An 18,874-nucleotide genomic window follows, 5' to 3' on the forward strand; every position below is an offset into this window, starting at 1 on the left:
AAAGACCATAAAAACCAGAAGTTATTTCTCAAACTTTTGACTTTTATGGCTTTTTGTCGTGATAGTTCATTTCTGTTGTCACACTACTTTTTCTTTACTAATGTGGGAGCTTTTTGTTCTTTTTCTAGATGGTAGTAGGTAATCTCTGGTGCAACGCCTAAGCGCGCAGGGAGAGCAGTCATCCCAATTCCGGTATTGACTGAAAGCAAGGTCTGATCCGTCACAAGGTATAGGCCGTGTGTGTATTTCAGTGCACCGGTAGTTGTCTTCCGATAAAAAGGCAAGCGAATTTGGCCACCATGACTGTGCCCCGATAAGACCAAATCAAAGCGATGAATGGCGGGGATTTTTTCAATGCTGTCAGGTTCATGAGTCAAAAGCAAATGCCATTCTGCAAGAGTATCTTCAAAGTCGTAAGCAGGATGACCATATAAATCATCATCAAGACCTACAATGGTTAGTGAGATTTGTTCCGTTGAGAAAAAGAGTTGTTCGTTCGTCAAAACGGTAAAACCGGCTTTTTTTAATACTTCTCTGACGAAATACTGGCCATTATGATGATAGTCATGGTTTCCTAGAATGGCGATCTTCCCCATGGGTGCGGGGATTTTTTGTAGTTTTTCGACTAAAGCTGCCGTTTTTTTGTGTGGCCATTTGCCGTAGTCGTCAATTAAGTCCCCAGTAAAAATGACCATATCAGGCTTTGTTTTCAAAAATTCTTTAATGATGCGATTCAGACGACGAGGAGCGTACCAGCTGGAAAAATGCAAGTCACTTAATTGGGCCAGTGTCAAGCTCGTCTTTCCTTGGTACAAATCCACTGCGTCAGAGACGTCTAATACAGTTTTTTTGCTTTTACGAATAAAATAGTGTGTAGCAGTCAATCTTCCTGGCTCAATGATGACCATGTAAATCAATAGAAGCAGGGAAAACATCACACATGCATAGAGTAAATACATCAGCCAGGCATCCTTTACTTAGTTTCTGCTCTTAGCATAGTAGAATTTTTCGGAAAAAGCAATCACGCACTTCAAAAAAATAAACGAGTTATTTTTTGAAATGATACGATTTTTTACTAGCATATTTTGCGACTTGACTTGAGCGGCTGAATCGAGGGAAAAAGCGTACCAAGCAATCAAATGGAAGTGACACAATGGACCAAACTAGGGCATGACTATTTGGATTTTTACGATAGAACCAGACCAGTAGACTATAAAAGAACAGCATACCAATTGTAATCGTTCCGAATTTTTCCCATAGTGGAGGATAAGGTAAGGCTCGCTCAATTAAAAGACGCAAAAAGGGATAGGTGAAAAAGAATCCAGCAATTAGACCAAACCGCCAGTTACGAGCTAAGAAGAAAAGCTCATTGATGACAAAAAATAGGGAAAGGACCCATGCTAGCGGAGGAATCAAGCTAATCAAAAACGCAAAGATGGCACTAACGACAATCATCAAAGGGCCTTTAATAAAAGCGGCTAATAAGACAAAGCCGAGAATAAATAATAATTTGCCTGAAATTGGGACAAAACATAGCACGCCGAAAAGAGCAATCAAAACCCAGTGACTCCAAGACTGTTGGCTTTCAGATGAGTTTTTAGGTGTGCGTAAAATTGAGGATAGTGAATGCAACATAGCAAGTCTCCTTTCAAGTTACCATTAGTATACGCTGTGAAGCGATAGTTGAACTCGGACGCAAGACGGAAATTTTCAAAAGTTTTGAGTGAATCGTTCCCGTTCACTTGGAAAATATGCTATTGTAAGCATGAAGATGAGGAGGAGAGCCACACATGATTTTTGATACACACACTCATTTAAATGCAGAACAATTTCAAGCAGATATACCTGAGACAATCGCGCGTGCCACTGAATTAGGTGTCTCCGAGATGGCGGTGGTGGGGTTTGACACTCCGACGATAGCCAAATCACTCGCATTAAGCCAACAATATGACCATATCTATAGTATTATCGGCTGGCACCCGACTGAAGCCGGCTCCTATACAAATGAAATCGAGCAAGACTTGCGTGAAAAGCTGACTGGCCCCAAAGTTGTCGGGTTAGGTGAGATTGGCTTAGATTATTATTGGATGGAAGATCCTAAGGAAGTGCAAGAAGCCGTCTTTCGCCGTCAAGTAGCGTTAGCAAAAGAAGTTAACTTACCCATTAGCATTCATACCCGTGACGCGATGGAGGACACCTATCGGATTCTAAAAGAGGAAGGCGTACCTGCACGAGGCGGTATTATGCATAGCTTTAGTGGCGATGCTACGTGGGCGGAGAAATTTTTGGCATTGGGTATGCACCTTTCTTTTAGTGGCGTGGTGACATTTAAAAAAGCAACCGATGTCCAAGCAGCTGCTCAAATCGTGCCACTCGATCGACTATTGGTCGAAACGGATGCACCTTATCTAGCACCCGTCCCATATCGAGGCAAGCGCAATGAACCTGGCTACACGCGCTATGTAGTCGAAAAAATTGCTGAATTACGCGAAATGACCGTAGAACAAGTCGCAGCACAAACGACAGAAAATGCTCATCGATTGTTTCGGATTGGAGCATTTGCATGAGCCAAAAGAAAGAACGTATCGCCGAAATAGTTGTCGTGGAAGGCAAGGATGATACGAGACGATTGCAAGAAGTACTTGATGTTGATACCATTGAGACGATTGGCTCAGCAATCAATGAGGATATTCTTGCTCGGATTGCTCACGCACAGGAGACTCGTGGCGTGATCGTCTTTACAGATCCTGATTATTCAGGAGAGAAGATTCGTAAAACCATCATGGCGGACATACCGGATGCCAAGCATGCTTTCTTGCCACGTGCGCAAGCTGTGCCCAAGCGCAAGGGGATGAGTTTAGGGGTGGAGCATGCAAGTGATGAAGCCATCTTAGCTGCGCTTCATAAAGTAGTGACCCCAGTCCTAACAGAAGATGACTACCAACCAATAGACCGCCAAGTCTTGATGCGTTATGGACTATTGGCAGGACCACAGGCGAAGCATCGCCGCGAAGTCTTAGGCGATGAGCTGAGAATTGGGTATACAAATGGCAAACAATTAGAGAAGCGCCTAGCAATGTTTCGTATTGATGAGCAAACATTGGCTGACGCAATGAAACAAGTGGAGGAAAACAGTTGAAAGAACAACGAGACATCGCAACACCATCAAGAACCAGAGAAATCTTAGCCAAGCATGGCTTTACGTTTAAAAAGAGTCTAGGTCAAAACTTTTTGACAGACCCAAATATTTTACGAAATATTGTCGCAGCCGGGGATATCGACCAAGACACCAATGTTATCGAAGTCGGTCCTGGAATTGGCGCATTGACGGAATATTTGGCACGAGCAGCGCATCAGGTCGTGGCCTTTGAGATAGATGATCGCTTATTACCAGTCTTAGCAGACACGTTGTCGCCATATGATAATATATCAGTGATTCATCAAGACATTTTACAAGCACGGATTGATCACGTCTTACAAGAGCAATTTACCAATGATGGTCGACCGGTAAAAGTCGTAGCGAACTTACCTTATTACATTACGACTCCGATTATGATGCACTTTTTGGATTCAAAAGTAGAAATTGCCGAAATGATTGTGATGATGCAAAAAGAAGTGGCCGACCGCATTTCAGCCAAACCAGGCACCAAAGCATACGGCTCTTTGTCGATTGCGGTGCAGTACTATATGGAAGCAAGTGTAGCATTTATTGTACCGAAGACTGTATTCGTGCCACAGCCTAACGTCGACTCAGCAATCCTAAAGCTCACTAAACGCCCACAGCCTGCTGTCGATGTGACCAATGAAAAAGCCTTCTTTGGCTTAACCAAAGCCGCCTTTTTGCAACGACGCAAAACATTTTGGAATAATTTGCAAAGTTACTACGGGAAAGACGAAGCGACCAAAGCTTGGCTTCAACAAAGTCTTAAAGAGGCGGAGATTGATCCCATCCGCCGTGGAGAAACTCTTAGCTTAGAAGAGTTTGCTCGTTTGAGTAATGTGATGGAAGCGAATAAAAAATAGTAAGAATTGGAAAGAATCAAGCAATTGATTCTTTCTTTTTTAATGTGTCTTGACACCTCACGATATTCCCACTACAATACAAGTATCAAACGTGTCTTGACACATTAAGGGGAAACGAGCATGAAAACAACGAAAGTACGTCAACTTACCGTATCTGCACTACTTATTGCCATGGGGATTCTTATTCCGATGGTGATGCCAAAGATTGTCATTGGTCCAGCTTCTTTTACACTTGCTAGCCATGTGCCACTAATGATTGCGATGTTTTTTTCACCAGGGATGGCTGTAGCCGTTGCGATTGGTACCGCATTTGGGTTTTTAATGACGACACCATTTATTATTGCGATGAGAGCATTGTCACATCTGGTCTTTGCCGTTTTAGGGGCGGTGTATTTAAAGAAGCATCCGGAAATTGTGCTACACAAAGGAGCTTTTCAAGTCTATAATCTGGTCATTGCCTTGATTCATACATTGATTGAGATATCTGTCGTATGGCTCTTTTTTGCGACTGGCAATGCCGCTGGAACGACAGTGGATGGAAATTTCTATGTCTTCTTATTTGGATTGATGGGTGTCGGAGGCGTGATTCATAGTTTTGTCGATTACAATCTGGCATTACTTGTGGTGACCACTATTAGCAAGGGAGTCGCCATTCCCGTCTTTCAAAAAGCCCAACTCAAGCAACCAACGACTTATCATGACTAAGGCATAGCTAGTCGCCTCAGACGTTTCTCCTGTTTTTTTGGTATACTAAAGAAAATGGAGTAACAAGAGGAGAAATAATATGTATCAACTAATTACCGATGCGTGCTGTGATGTGCCAGCTGACGTATTAAACAAACTCAATGTAGCATATATTCCGATGACATTAGACCTAGATGGCAAGCAATATGATGATGACTTAGGACAGACCTTTGATTACCAATGGTTTTTAGAGTGCTTAAAGGAAAACAAACAGCCAACAACTTCACAAATCAATGTTGGACAGTATCTCTCGTATTTTAAACCCTATGCACAACAACAAATACCACTGCTTTATGTTGCTTTTTCTTCCGGCTTGAGTGGATCGTTTAGCAGTGCTTTGCAAGCAGTCGAGATTGTGAAGGAAGACTATCCGCATGCCGAGATTTATTGTGTGGATACAAAAGGCGCAAGTTTAGGTGAGGGGATGCTTGTCATTCAGGCAGCCGCCATGCAGCAAGCCAATCATTCACTTCAAGAGGTGGTGGCTTGGCTTGAAACGTACAAGGAGCATGTCCGTTCTTGGGTTACCGTTGATGATTTGGGTCATTTGGAACGTGGTGGTCGTATCTCTAAGACAGCAGCCGCAATTGGCGGATTGTTAAATATTAAACCGATTATCCACGTCGATACAGAAGGAAAATTACAGACAATCGGTAAGGCGCGTGGTCGCATGAAAGCTCTGAAGACGATTCTTGATGCGACAGAAAAAGAGTTTGACCTTACTATTTTGAATCAACTCTATTTGGCGCACAGTGGCGATGAAGAGAGTGTGAGCTATGTACTCGAGCAACTCGCCCAACGCTTACCAGATACCCCTGTTGAGCACTTTCCACTTGGTCCAACGATAGCCAGTCATACTGGCTATGGCTGCATTGCGTTATTTTCGATGGGCAAGACAGCAAGATAAGTTGTATCAACAAGTGTACTGTGGTATAGTGAGCCCGTGGGTTTCCCACAAATAAAATCAGAGTAGAAAATAAAGCGTCAAGTGCTGGAAAGATGGGATGTTGCTTTCTGGACGAAGGAATTCGCTTCCGCGGTTTTATTTTCGCATTCGCTGCATATTTGATGTAGCAACTCTTAAAGGAGATGCTTCGTATGAAACAAAAAATAACCACGCGCATGATTGCCACGATGGGGCTATTAGTAGCTCTGCAAGTGGTCCTTTCCCAAGTGTTAGGGATTGAAACACAGTACCTACGTTTATCCTTTTCATTTGTGCCCACGATTATCATGGGCATGCTGTTCGGTCCATTATGGGCAGGCATTGGGTGCGTATTGGCTGATTTTCTGGGGATGGCGCTATTTCCAAAAGCGGCTTTCTTTTTTGGTTTCACCATTAATGCATTTATTGGTGGGCTAATCTACGGTTATTTCTTCTACAAAAAAGAAATTTCTTGGAAAAATGCCATTGGTTGCGCCTTAGCAACAACGATAGTAATCAGCCTCATTTTAACACCAATCTGGTTATCCATGATGTACAACCAACCACTTTTTAGTTGGGTGATTTGGGCACCAAGACTGATCAAAACAGTCATTATGTTGCCAATCCAAGCCATCTTAAACTACATGGTCGGTCGCATGGTACCCTTGCAGAAACTCATCAAACGCGTATCAGTATAAATCCTAAAAACATGCATCCTCTCCTGTTACATCCGCAGGAAAGGGTGCTTTATTTTCGAAAAAAAGTGCATTAAGAAAAACGTTTCTATTGATTAATAGAACAAAAAATGAAAAAAACTAAAAGAAACCGTTTGCTTTTTCTATGTATACGCGTTATACTTCTTTTTGTAGAAACGTTTCACTAAAAATTAGGGAGGAACATAAGAATGAAGTTTAGTAAAAAAATTGCCTTATTGGGTGCGAGTGCCTTGTTTTCGTTGGGTGTGTTAGCGGCTTGTGGAAACAATTCAAAAAGCGACAGTGAAAGCAAAGAATTGACGTTTTGGTACATGGGCGATGGCGATCAAGGGATTAAGCCAATCATTGATGATTTTACAAAAGAGACAGGAATTAAAGTAAAAATTCAAAGTATTCCATGGAGTTCATCAAGAGACAAATTATTAACAGCAGTTGCCTCAAAAAGTGGTCCTGACGTGGTACAAATGGGGACATCTTATATGAGTGAATTTGTCGATGCTGGGGCATTAGTGGATCTTTCAGACAAAATCAAAGACAACGATGTGTTAAAGACAAGTAATTTCTTTGATGGTTCTGTGGCCACTACTGAATTTGATGGTAAGTACTATGCTGTGCCATGGTATACCGAAACGCGGGCACTATACTATCGTTCTGATTTATTGAAATCGGTTGGTTACAATGAAGCTCCTAAGACATGGGAAGAACTAGCTGATGCAGCGAAAAAACTAGCCGCACGTGGGGAAGGAAAATATGGATTTAACGTTGATGCTGCCGAACCGACTTTTGGATTTATGTTTGCTCGTCAAAATGGTTCAGAACTCTTTAGTAAAAAGAATGAACCCCTATTCAATAAACCCGCAATGGTGGATGCAGTCAAATACCTTGATAGCATGATTAAAGATGGTTCTGCACCAAGCACCAACTTAGGCTTGGATATTGGTCAAAGTTTTGGTGGTGAAGGGATTGTTCCAATGTTTATTAGTGGACCTTGGATGATTAATTCAATCAAAGATGCTGCGCCTGATATTGATGGAAAATGGAATGTAGCGGAATTACCTTCAGGAAAAGATGGAAACACTTCTATTACCGGTGGAGCAAACTTAGCTGTCTTTAGTAGTTCGAAGAAACAAGATGATGCAGTTAAATTGATTGAGTTTTTATCAAAACCAGATAATCAAACCAAATTCTTCGAAAGTACCAACTCATTACCAACGAACAAAGATGCTTGGAAAAATGATACGTTTACAAGCAACAAAATGATTTCAGTATTCGGAAAACAATTGGAAAATTCGCAACCAGTTCCTGCTTTAAAACAATGGGATGAAATTGCCCAAAACTATTTAAAACAATGGGAACAAATTGTTTCGAATGGAAAAGATGTCCAAAAAGCAATGGATGAATTAAATACCGAAACCGAAACACTTTTGAAAAATAAAAAATGAAGCTTGACAGTTTGCAAGCGATGCATTGGCAATAATTATTCCGAACAATCAATCATTGCAAGTCAATGGTTGGTTGTTCGGATCGTTATGTTTGCATCTTATTTGAAAAAGCGAACGTTTCTTTGCTTGTTACCCATATGGAGGAGGAACAACCCATGAAAAAAACCAAAGCACCTTATTTTTTCATTGCGCCAGCCGTGATTTTATTATTGATTTTTTCAATCATCCCTATTTTTCTTGCATTAATCATTAGTTTTACTGACATGAGTTTAGCAGGATTGGCGGATTATTCACGAATCAAATTTGTCGGTCTGGAAAATTACATAAATATTTTTAGTGACAAAACATTCGGTCAAGCAATATTTAATACAGGGTACTACGTTGTGATTGGCGTACCTCTAGTTATTCTTATTTCATTGGCTTTGGCAATCATGATTAATTTTGGCGAAAATAAATTCTTTCAATTTATGCGCTTGGTCTTTTATAGCCCATCCATTACCAATACTGTAGCCATTGCAGTGGTTTGGATGTACTTATACAATCCAACAATTGGGTTGTTGAATCACCTGCTTTCCTATTTAAATATTGGCCCAATTCTCTGGCTAACCGATGCAGGAACAGCTAAAATTTCCCTCATCATTATTGCTGTTTGGAAAGCAATTGGCTTGAATATGTTGATTTTTTTAGCGGCTATCCAGGGAATTCCAAAAGTTTATTATGAAGCGGCTGAAATAGATGGAGCCAATAAATGGTACCAAATTACACGAATCACGATTCCATTGTTACGCTTTTCGATCTTTTTCGTGACAGTGACCACGTTAATCGGTTGGTTCCAATTTTTCGAAGAACCTTTTGTTATGACGAAAGGTGGACCATTAGATAGTACGCTCTCAGTTGCTTTATTCATCTATCAAAATGGTTTCCAATATAGTAAATTTGGCTACGCTGCAGCGGGATCATTCGTCTTGTTTATCGCTATTATCATAGTAACAAGCATTCAAATGAAGCTTCAAACACGTCAAAAAGACAGTGGAATGTAAGGAGGATACAACATGAGTTATCAAAAATCACAGATGAGTTTTAAAGTATTTATCGGAGTGATGCTAGCTGTCTTAGGAACTCTAACGTTTTTTCCGTTCTTATGGATGATTTTTTCTTCCTTAAAGACCAATGCGGAAATTAGTCAAATGGTGCCGACGTTGCTACCTAAAAATCCAACCTTGAATAACTTTAAAGAATTATTCGAACGACTAAACTTTGGCATCTATTTAAAAAATACCTTGATTGTTACGCTGTTTTCCTTTTTAGGTCTATTTTTAAATGCGATGGCAGGTTATGGTTTTTCAAAATATGACTTTAAAGGGAAACATGGCTTATTTTTACTTGTCTTAGCCACTATGATGATTCCTGGTCAAGTGACGATGATTCCAGTGTATTTGATTTTAAACAGTGTCGGTTTAACCAATACCTTGATGGGAATTGTGTTACCGGGCTTAGCGGGTGCGTTTGGTATATTTCTTTTTCGTCAATTTATGAGCACGATTTCGGATGAATTGTTGGAAGCCGCTCGCTTAGATGGTGCGAATGAATGGTATATTTTCTTTCGAATTGTGCTACCGTTGACGCGACCAATTTTGGCTGTTCAGGGTATTCTGACCTTCATCGGCGGCTGGAATTCGTTCCTATGGCCATTAATTATCGCCAATGATGAAAAGTATTACACCTTGTCGGTAGGTCTCCAATTATTACAAGGCCAACATGGGACAGATTACTCCCTTCAAATGGCGGGAGCGACATTTATGGTCGTGCCAATCTTGATTATTTTTATGATTTTCCAAAAATATATTTTACAAGGTTTCAACGTTTCAGGGATTAAATAAGTACGAAGAAAAGGGTGAAGGAATGGAAGCAGAAAAACTAAACGAATTATTGCGTCAAATGACGTTAGAAGAAAAAGTCGATCAATTGTTACAATTGGCTGCCGATTTCTATTCAGAAAAAGCTGAGGTTAAAACGGGTCCCATGGCGGATTTGGCGATTTCAGACACCACGGTGAATCAGGCAGGAACAACGTTAGGGGTTTCTGGAGCGAAAGAAGCCATTCGAGTCCAAACCAATTATATGAAAAAAAATCGTCTGGGCATTCCCACCCTTCTGATGGCCGACATTATTCATGGCTTTCGAACCATTTTTCCAATTCCATTGGCACTTGGAAGTAGTTGGAGCTTAGCAGCGGCCGAAAGAATGGCAAGTGTTTCAGCGAAAGAAGCAGCGGTCTCTGGCTTACATGTGACGTTTTCACCCATGGTAGATCTAGTACGCGATCCTCGCTGGGGACGTGTGATGGAATCAACAGGAGAAGATGCCTTTTTAAATGCCCGCTTTGCAGAGGCGTTTGTCAAAGGCTATCAAGGAACAGATTTAGCCAATGATTTCTTCCGTGTTGCGGCTTGTGTCAAACATTTTGCAGCTTACGGTGCGGCAATTGCCGGTCGGGATTACAATACGGTGAATATGTCTGAGCGCCAACTACGTGATCAATATTTACCTGGTTATAAGGCTGCCTTAGAAGCTGGAGCAAAACTAGTCATGACTTCTTTCAATACAGTGGATGGGATTCCAGCCACAGGAAATGAATGGTTGTTTAAACAAGTTTTGCGTAACGAATTTGGATTTGATGGGGTAGTTATTTCCGATTGGGGTGCTGTGAAGGAAATGATTCCACATGGGGTGGCTGCTAATGAAAAAGAAGCGGCACAATTGGCGATGAATGCAACCGTTGATATCGAAATGATGACCACTTGTTATAGTCATTATTTAGCAGAATTGATTGCTGAAGGAAAGATTAAGGAAGCACAGTTAGACGAGGCGGTCTTACGTATTTTGACATTGAAAAATGAATTAGGCCTATTTGAACATCCCTTCAGAGGAGCGAATGAAGAGCTAGAAGCGCAACATGTGCTGTCAAAAGAACATCGTCAGGCTGCTCGTGAAGTCGCGCAACAATCCATTGTATTGTTGAAAAATGAGCAAGAAGTATTGCCATTAAAATCAGAGTTGACGATCGGCATCGTCGGTCCGGCCGCTTCTTCGCAAGACATTCTAGGAGCGTGGTCTTGGCAAGGAAGACAAGCAGAAGCTACTTCGCTTACAGTAGGTGCGCGTCACTATAGCAAACAATTGCATATTGCCAAAGAACCATGTGACTATTTCCAACTAAGTGAAGTGGCACTTGAGGAAGCAACACACATCGCTCGAAGCGTTGATGTGGTGATTTTGGCATTAGGTGAAGCAGAATGGATGAGTGGCGAAGCAGCAAGTCGCAGTGACATTCGCCTGCCAGAAGGTCAACTACAGCTCTTTGATGCTATTCGATCGGTGGCCAAAAAACTTGTGGTGACATTGTACAATGGAAGACCGTTAGATTTAGAAGCGATTCAGGCGGCCGATGCCATTGTTGAAGCGTGGTTTCCTGGAACAGAAGGGGGCCAAGCCTTAGCCGATATCCTTTGGGGAGCAGTGAACCCATCTGCGCGTTTAAGCATGTCATTTCCAACAACAGTCGGACAAGTACCGATTTATTACAATGTGGAAAATACTGGTCGTCCCTATGAATCAAACCCAGATGAAAAATATGTCTCCAAATATTTAGATACATCTAACTATGCGCGGTATCCATTTGGATATGGATTAAGCTACGGTACGGTTCGTTATCAAAAGCTGCAATTGTCTAGTACCGAGCTAAGCGCGGGCCAATCACTTCGGGCATCTATAGATGTTGTCAATGAATCTACCTATGAACGGACAGAAACAGTCCAATTGTATCTTCGGGATGTTGTGGCAATGGTCGCACGCCCAATCAAAGAACTAAAAGGCTTTAAACAAATTCAATTGCAAGCACATGAGACGAAAACCGTTTCATTTGAAGTGACCGAAGCGTTGTTACGCTATGTGCATCCGAATCAGCAATGGGGCAGTGATCCAGGTGAATTCGAATTATGGATTGGGCCTAACAGTGCGACGGGAGTAAATGCTACATTTCAACTCGTATAAAGAAACTATTTCGAAAGAAGGTTTGCCAAACAACTATGATTACATTACATTCTAAGCAACTAACGGCTTCATTTTTAGAAACCGGGGAACTTTATCAACTGACAAATGGTGCCATCATGGTAAACCAACTCCATGGGAATCCCCTTGATGGCAGCATCACGCAACTATATTTACGAGTGAAAATGACCCATCAAACAGCTGTTGCACCACTAATTGGTAGTACAGCCAATAGCGTGTTTCATCGATTTATCGATCGATGTATTTGGTCGGGTATATTCGCCGGAGTAACTTATCAAGTAACGTTCCAATTGGGAGAAGAAAATCAATGGTATTGGACCGTCGAATTTTCAGGAAATGGGGAAGAAGTAACCCTTTTCGCTGGACATGATTTGGGCAATGCGCTAGTAGGAGCCGTTAAAGCAAATGAAGCCTATGTTTCCCAATATGTTGATCATTTTGTAACCAAGGAAGATGAGCATATCACGATTACCTCACGTCAAAATCAACCACAAAACAATCAATTTCCAGTGGTTGAGTTAGGAAGCTTTGCTCCGCTCGTTGGTTATGCGACAGATGGGTATCAATTTTTTGGGAAAACTTACAAAAAAACGAATAAACCAGAAGCTCTGCAACAGGAAATTCTTCCAAGCGAAGTCTATCAATATGAATTTGCCTATATTGCGTTGCAAACCAAAGCAATCAAAGCAACTGCTGAAAATCAAACAGTGATCTTCTATGGTGTAGCAATTGCCAATCATCCGACTGCAGTGACGCAACCAATTGCATCATTGACGCATGTAGCACAAGATTACGCATGGGCGAATGAGAAAAAAGAAACCGACCAAATAGCTCAATTAACAATGGTTCATACACTAGGTGCGCCGATTGTCGGACGTCCGTTTACCGAACAGGAGTTGTGTGAACGATTCCCAGAACAAGAACAAGTGGAAAAAGTAGGGAATACCACCTATTCATTCTTCACCAAAAACAATCGCCATGTAGTGGTGCAAGCCAAAGAATGCGAGATGGAACGGGCAACTGGCCATATTCTTTTAGGAGGATTAGATCTGGAAGTTGCACATCCTGTGATGAGCACCACCCTTTATATGTATGGGATTTTTAATTCCCAAATTGTTTTAGGCAATACATCCATGAATAAATTGCTCTCAAATAGTCGCAACGCGCTAAATGTATTGAAACAATCGGGTCAACGAATCTATCTGCAAGAACAAGAAAAATGGTCATTGTTGACCATGCCATCTGCATTTGAAATGGGCTTAAACTCTGGAACTTGGTATTATCAATTGGCAGATGACTGTTTGATTGTAACGACCTATAGTCGGCGAGATAGCCATGAAATTATCACCACCATTCATTCCGAACAAGGCAAACGCTATAATTTCGCAGTGACTAACCAATTTTTAATGAATGCTGACGATGAACACCCAACCTATAATCAGCATGTAAACGGTCAGAAAGTAACGCTGACACCTACAGAAGAATCAGCAATTTACGCAATTTATCCGGAGTTAACCTATCAACTCACCCTAGACAAACCCTTTCGATTAACGAATGAATCGTTATTCGGCTGTCTAGCAGAGCAACCAGTTTTAACGACCTTTGTGGTAGAAAATCAAAGTCAGTTGGCTCTGTCAATTAAAGGTCGCTTGCATTCATCAGAATCATTGCTATTGACAGAAAGCCTGACGATTAATGAGGAAGAGCAAGCTTTTGGAGAAGCATTTGATACGTTAACCAACCAGTTTCATTTAACACATCCTCAGGTGGATGTTACGAGTATGAACCAATTAATTCGCTGGTATACGCACAATATGCTTGTTCATTACTTGTCTCCACATGGACTAGAGCAATATGGGGGAGCCGCATGGGGAACCCGTGACGTATCACAAGGCCCAACCGAATTTTTCTTGGCAATGAACCAATACGATGTCGTTGAATCAATTATCACCCATATTTTTGAAAATCAATTTGAAGATGACGGCAATTGGCCACAATGGTTTATGTTTGATGGCTACGAAAAACAAAAAGCTGATGAAAGTCACGGCGATGTGATTGTCTGGCCAATGAAAGTGGTCACAGATTATCTGGAAAAATCTGGAAACTTTAGTATACTTAAGAAAAAGATACCGTATACGGACCGCAAAACTTTTGCAAAAACAACCCAAACAGCGACTTTGTTTGAACACCTAAAAAAAGAAATCCACTATATCCAGACCCATTTTCTAAAAGGAACGTATCTATCTTGTTACGGCGATGGCGATTGGGATGACACGCTGCAACCCTATGATAGTCGTTTGAAAAAGAATATGGCTAGCACATGGACAGTTGCCTTAACGTATCAAGTAATCAATAAATTAGGAAACTTGTTGAAACCAACAGATCAATCTTTCGCAACTGAACTACTGACGCTTGCGCAAAAAATCCAAGCTGATTTCAATAAGTACATGCTAAGTGCTGGAACGTTGCCAGGATTCGTCTACATGGATTCACCTGAAAAAGTCGAGTGGATGATTCATCCTACCGATCAGAAAACAGGGATTCATTATCGCCTGTTGCCAATGACGCGAAGTATGATTGCCGAATTACTTTCACCAGAACAAATGCAAGAACATTTGGCTATTATCAAAAAACAATTGTTCTTTCCAGATGGCGTACGTTTAATGAATCGCCCCGCACATTACCAAGGTGGGGTTAGCGTGCATTTCAAACGGGCCGAACAAGCTGCAAACTTCGGCCGTGAAATTGGATTGCAATATGTGCATGCACACATTCGTTTTTCAGAAGCCATGGCTAAGATTGGTGAAAAGAATGAGTCATGGAAAGCACTCAATACCATCAACCCTATTCAATTGCAGACGCGTGTGCCGAATGCATCGTTACGCCAAGCAAATGCCTATTTTAGCAGTTCAGATGGTGATTTCCCCACTCGTTATGCTGCCCAAGAGCAATTTGATAAATTGAAAACAGGGGCAGTCAATGTTAAGGGAGGTTGGCGTATTTATTCAAGCGGACCCGGAATTTATGTCAATCAATTGATTTCGGCTATTTTAGGAATTCGGGCCTTCCATGATCGATATGTATTTGATCCGGTCTTACCAGATGAACTCGATGGATTACGCTGTGCATTTCAATTGAACAAAACACCAGTTGAAATTGTCTTCCACTTAAATCAAACAGAACGGAAAGTATGTCTGGATGGCGTTGAGTTACCATTTGAGGAAGAAGCCAACCGGTACCGTCCAGGTGGATTAGTCATCCAAGCAAATGCAGTTCATTCAAGACTTCATGAGGGAAGTCGGATTGATGTGTATAGTCAATAAAAAAGGAAAGGAGAAGCCATGGTAGGAATTAAAGACATTGCCAAAGCAGCAGGAGTATCGATTTCAACCGTATCCTATGCATTAAATGGCAATCCCAAAATCACGGATGAAACACGCGCAAAAATTATGAAGCTAGCTGAGGAAATGAACTACGTACCCAACATGGCTGCTCGTACCTTAAAACGGCAACAAACCAATATTATTGGTGTTTATTTGACGGATTATGCAGGGAGCTTTTATGGAGAACTGTTAGATGGCATCAAACGCGGTCTTGAATTTCACGGCTATGAGATGATTGTCTGTAGTGGCAAAAAGTCACAACTATTTATTCCCGAAAAAATGGTCGATGGCGCGATTGTTCTCGATTGGACATTTGATAGTGAGCAAATTTTACAATTTGCCCATCGTGGGCATAAGCTCGTTGTGCTCGATCGCGAAATTGAACACACCAATATTCGGAAAGTCTTATTAGATAATGCGGGTGGGACCAGTTTGGCAATCGAACAATTTGCCAAGTTGCGCCCAGAAAAGCTGTACCTTATTTCCGGTCCAACCAAAGGCTATGATAGTCAAAAACGGTTAGTTACAAGTGAAAAAGAATTGAACCTGTACACGATTCCTTATGAAATTATTGCTGGGGATTTTACAGAATCATCAGGATATGAGGCTGGTGAAAAAATTATGAAACAACAACCGCAACTCCCAATCCACATTTTCTCATTTAACGATGAAATGGCCGTTGGATTGTATAAATATTTTAAAGGGACCAATCTAAAAATTGGCAAAGATGTGTCCATCATCGGTTTTGATAATATCGAAATTGGCAAGTATTTGCGCCCGCCATTAGCCACTATTTCCTATTCAAAACACCGTTGGGGCATGTTAGCAGCCAAAAAAGTGGTTCAATTACTTCAGGATGAGTCAACCGAATCGGAATTAATTTATACCACCTTTGTCCGTCGAGATTCATTTTTAGGAAAAGAGGGATAGTGATGGCTATCAGTCGGATGAATTTTCGCTCCGAAGTATTAGGCAAAGGAACAGCGGTTACTGTCTATTTGCCAGACGAAAAACAAGCAAAAATGCCTGTGCTTTATCTTCTTCATGGGAAGTCAGATGATTGCAATGCTTGGCTAAATGCCACCTCTCTTGAGCGTTACGCTAGCCAATACCCCTTTTGCATTGTCATGCCTCAAGTTGAATTGAGTTATTACACGGATATGGTTTATGGTGACCGTTACTGGACCTTTCTTACGGAAGAGCTTCCCAATAAAATGCACCAATGGTTTCAATTAAAAACAGAGGCAAATCAATATTTTTTAGCTGGTCTATCCATGGGCGGGTATGGCGCCTTTAAATGGGCGCTACGAAAACCAAATGAATTTCGGGCAGTGGCTTCATTATCAGGCGCACTGGATGTGGTATCGTTATGGGAAAAAGATGCTCAAAGAGACCATGAATTTTCATTAATTTTTGGTACGAAGACAGCTCTCAAGCAGAGTAACAATGATTTGCTATTCTTGTTAGACAGACAAACTTGCAATCAAACCGCCTTTTTCCAATATTGTGGAACGGAAGACTTTCTTTACACAGAAAACCAAATGTTTCGAAATCAAGCACAACAAGCATTGGAAAACTATGTCTACCAAGAAGGCCCAGGAGACCATACTTGGGAATACTGGGATGCAACGATTCAAGAAGTATTACGACAGTTTTTTCGATTGCTTAACGAGTAATCCCCACCCTTAAGAGAAAAATAAACTGACAAGTATGCAATGAACAAGAAAAATTGTTCGTTGCATGCTTTTTGTATCTAAGGGAATTCACTATATTTTACGAACTTGGTGAAACCCAATTGAATTGTTGCAAGAAGCGTTCTATTCTTAACTTGTGAATAAAATCATTATCTAGCTGTCGTTAGTAAGCAACCAGATAAGATTTGGGAGCAAAGAAAGGCTGTGTCGTGAATGTCTGAGCAAAAAATTCCTTCTGTTTCAACAACGAGTCAAAACAAACTAGAAAGTCGCAGTGTCAAAGGAATGGGAACGGTTATTACCTTAACTGTTTATTGCAAAGAGCCGAAAGCTATCCTCGGTTGGTTGGAAAAGAAACTAAAAGAATATGAACAACGATTTAGTGCCAATGATGACCATTCCGAACTAATGGCTATCAATCGAGCAGCTGGACAAACTGCTGTCAAAGTTCACCCAGAACTATTTGAGCTTATTCAAATAGGTAAGGAACAAAGTATAGCAGCACCTGATTTATTAAATATCGCGATTGGCCCGTTGATTCAGACGTGGCGGATAGGGTTTCAAGATGCCCATGTACCATCAAAAGAACAAATTACGCGAGCGTTGTCCTTAATTGATCCTTTAGCAATTGAATTGAATGCGGCACAACAAAGCGTTTTTTTAAGAAAAAAGGGCATGAGAATTGATTTGGGAGCATTGGCAAAAGGATACATTGCCGACTGTTTGGTTTCCGAACTAAAAAGAAAACAAGTAAAAGCGGGGTTAATAAATTTAGGTGGCAATGTCGTTGTGTTTGGTCCTTGCCCATTACATGCAGATGGCCTTTGGAAAATTGGAATCCGTGATCCAAAAGGAAAGCGAGAGGAATGCCTAACCATTCTGAACTGTTCAGAAGGTTCTGTGGTAACCTCAGGCATTTACGAACGAGTCTTGACACTTGCTGGCCATCGCTATACCCATATTTTTGATAGTCGAACAGGGTATCCTGTTGAAACGGATATTGATAGTTTGACGATTGTAACGAAACAATCCCTTATGGGGGAAATTTGGACTACCCGTCTCTTTGGCTATCGTGCCGAAAAAATCCAACAGATTATGCAACAAAAAAATTTGGAAGGAGTGATTGTTAAGCAAAATGGTCAAGTTTGGCTGTCAAGTGGAGCAAAGTGTGCACAAAGCGCAATCAATTGAGAGGGAACATTTTTGTTAAATGCAGAAGAACAAGTGAAGAAAGGATGAAAAAAATGTATAACTTTATTGGAATTGTAGGAACGAATTCAGAACAATCAACAAATCGGACATTATTACAGTTTATGCAAAAACATTTTAAAAAAGACGCCAAAATTGAACTTCTTGAAATTGGTGACCTACCGATGTTTAATAAACCCAGTGATAAGAAAATACCAGCAAGAGCAACTGAATTAGCTACCAAAATTGACCAAGCAGATGGCATTATCATTAGCACACCGGAGTACGATCATGCAGTACCCGCCGTTTTGGTCAATGCTCTTCACTGGTTATCTTATGGCGTATTCCCATTTGTCGATCAACCAGTCATGATTACGGGTGCATCCTATGGTACATTGGGTTCATCTCGGGCTCAGGCACAATTACGGCAAATCTTAGATTCACCTGAATTAAAGGCACGTATTATGCCTAGCTCTGATTATTTGTTAGCTCATTCGCTCCAAGCCTTTGATCAAGAAGGAAATTTGATTCATTCGGACGACCTTGCACGTTTAGATGAATTATTTGATGATTTCTTAACATTTGTTTCAATTACACAACAGATGCACTTGAATCGAGAAGATCATAAGAAAAAAGCAGCCCGCTTTAATTGGGACAAATTAAACTAAATTGTGAGATGTAATGCGAA

At 41.1% G+C, this 18,874-nt stretch carries 17 protein-coding genes and 1 riboswitch; of the genes, 15 read left to right on the plus strand and 2 right to left on the minus strand.

The window, feature by feature from the left end; all coding sequences use genetic code 11:
* Positions 1-83: 83 nt before the first annotated feature.
* Positions 84-959 carry a metallophosphoesterase gene (locus tag NE257_RS09380; RefSeq protein ID WP_251852210.1) on the minus strand — a complete coding sequence of 292 codons (876 nt, stop codon included), beginning with the start codon at positions 957-959 and terminating at the stop codon, positions 84-86.
* Between the two features lie 88 nt (positions 960-1,047).
* A complete protein-coding gene (locus NE257_RS09385; RefSeq protein WP_251869454.1) occupies positions 1,048-1,635 on the minus strand; it encodes a hypothetical protein in 588 nt (195 codons plus the stop codon).
* A gap of 155 nt (positions 1,636-1,790) precedes the next feature.
* Here NE257_RS09385 and NE257_RS09390 point away from each other — a divergent pair, with 155 nt between their 5' ends.
* The 15 genes from NE257_RS09390 (at position 1,791) to NE257_RS09460 (ending at position 18,854) form a co-directional block, all read left to right on the plus strand.
* Positions 1,791-2,567 (plus strand): TatD family hydrolase, encoded by a 777-nt coding sequence (locus NE257_RS09390; RefSeq protein WP_251869453.1) that lies wholly within the window; start codon positions 1,791-1,793, stop codon positions 2,565-2,567.
* Entirely contained in the window at positions 2,564-3,139 is a 576-nt protein-coding gene (rnmV, locus tag NE257_RS09395; protein ID WP_007207364.1) for a ribonuclease M5, read from the plus strand. Before NE257_RS09390 ends, rnmV begins: the two co-directional genes overlap by 4 nt.
* Positions 3,136-4,023: a 16S rRNA (adenine(1518)-N(6)/adenine(1519)-N(6))-dimethyltransferase RsmA gene (gene rsmA / locus NE257_RS09400; protein ID WP_251886296.1), complete on the plus strand. Its 888-nt coding sequence runs from the start codon at positions 3,136-3,138 to the stop codon at positions 4,021-4,023. Before rnmV ends, rsmA begins: the two co-directional genes overlap by 4 nt.
* A gap of 120 nt (positions 4,024-4,143) precedes the next feature.
* Positions 4,144-4,728, plus strand: a complete 585-nt coding sequence (locus NE257_RS09405; RefSeq protein WP_251886297.1) for a hypothetical protein — start codon at positions 4,144-4,146, stop codon at positions 4,726-4,728.
* 79 nt (positions 4,729-4,807) lie between these two features.
* Entirely contained in the window at positions 4,808-5,674 is an 867-nt protein-coding gene (locus NE257_RS09410) for a DegV family protein (protein WP_251852215.1), read from the plus strand.
* A 56-nt stretch (positions 5,675-5,730) separates the two neighbouring features.
* A riboswitch (THF riboswitch) is annotated at positions 5,731-5,829 on the plus strand.
* Between the two features lie 36 nt (positions 5,830-5,865).
* On the plus strand, positions 5,866-6,390 hold the full coding sequence (locus NE257_RS09415; protein WP_040366071.1) for a folate family ECF transporter S component: 525 nt from the start codon (positions 5,866-5,868) through the stop codon (positions 6,388-6,390).
* 206 nt (positions 6,391-6,596) lie between these two features.
* On the plus strand, positions 6,597-7,850 hold the full coding sequence (locus tag NE257_RS09420) for a sugar ABC transporter substrate-binding protein (RefSeq protein ID WP_251886298.1): 1,254 nt from the start codon (positions 6,597-6,599) through the stop codon (positions 7,848-7,850).
* A gap of 155 nt (positions 7,851-8,005) precedes the next feature.
* Positions 8,006-8,890 carry a carbohydrate ABC transporter permease gene (locus NE257_RS09425; protein WP_040366069.1) on the plus strand — a complete coding sequence of 295 codons (885 nt, stop codon included), beginning with the start codon at positions 8,006-8,008 and terminating at the stop codon, positions 8,888-8,890.
* Between the two features lie 12 nt (positions 8,891-8,902).
* The gene (locus tag NE257_RS09430) at positions 8,903-9,730 is read left to right on the plus strand and encodes a carbohydrate ABC transporter permease (RefSeq protein WP_251886299.1); all 828 of its coding nucleotides are present in this window, start codon (positions 8,903-8,905) and stop codon (positions 9,728-9,730) included.
* A gap of 22 nt (positions 9,731-9,752) precedes the next feature.
* Complete coding sequence (gene bglX, locus NE257_RS09435) at positions 9,753-11,903, plus strand: beta-glucosidase BglX (RefSeq protein WP_251886300.1); 2,151 nt, start codon at positions 9,753-9,755, stop codon at positions 11,901-11,903.
* A gap of 35 nt (positions 11,904-11,938) precedes the next feature.
* Positions 11,939-15,244 carry a GH36-type glycosyl hydrolase domain-containing protein gene (locus tag NE257_RS09440; protein WP_251886301.1) on the plus strand — a complete coding sequence of 1,102 codons (3,306 nt, stop codon included), beginning with the start codon at positions 11,939-11,941 and terminating at the stop codon, positions 15,242-15,244.
* Positions 15,245-15,262: 18 nt separating this feature from the next.
* Complete coding sequence (locus NE257_RS09445; protein WP_251886302.1) at positions 15,263-16,234, plus strand: LacI family DNA-binding transcriptional regulator; 972 nt, start codon at positions 15,263-15,265, stop codon at positions 16,232-16,234.
* A gap of 2 nt (positions 16,235-16,236) precedes the next feature.
* A complete protein-coding gene (locus NE257_RS09450) occupies positions 16,237-16,980 on the plus strand; it encodes an alpha/beta hydrolase (RefSeq protein WP_251886303.1) in 744 nt (247 codons plus the stop codon).
* Positions 16,981-17,211: 231 nt separating this feature from the next.
* Positions 17,212-18,189: an FAD:protein FMN transferase gene (locus NE257_RS09455; RefSeq protein WP_007207352.1), complete on the plus strand. Its 978-nt coding sequence runs from the start codon at positions 17,212-17,214 to the stop codon at positions 18,187-18,189.
* Between the two features lie 53 nt (positions 18,190-18,242).
* Positions 18,243-18,854: an NADPH-dependent FMN reductase gene (locus NE257_RS09460; protein WP_040366067.1), complete on the plus strand. Its 612-nt coding sequence runs from the start codon at positions 18,243-18,245 to the stop codon at positions 18,852-18,854.
* Positions 18,855-18,874: the final 20 nt, after the last annotated feature.

Source organism: Enterococcus italicus (genome assembly GCF_023743875.1).
Classification (GTDB): domain Bacteria; phylum Bacillota; class Bacilli; order Lactobacillales; family Enterococcaceae; genus Enterococcus_G; species Enterococcus_G italicus.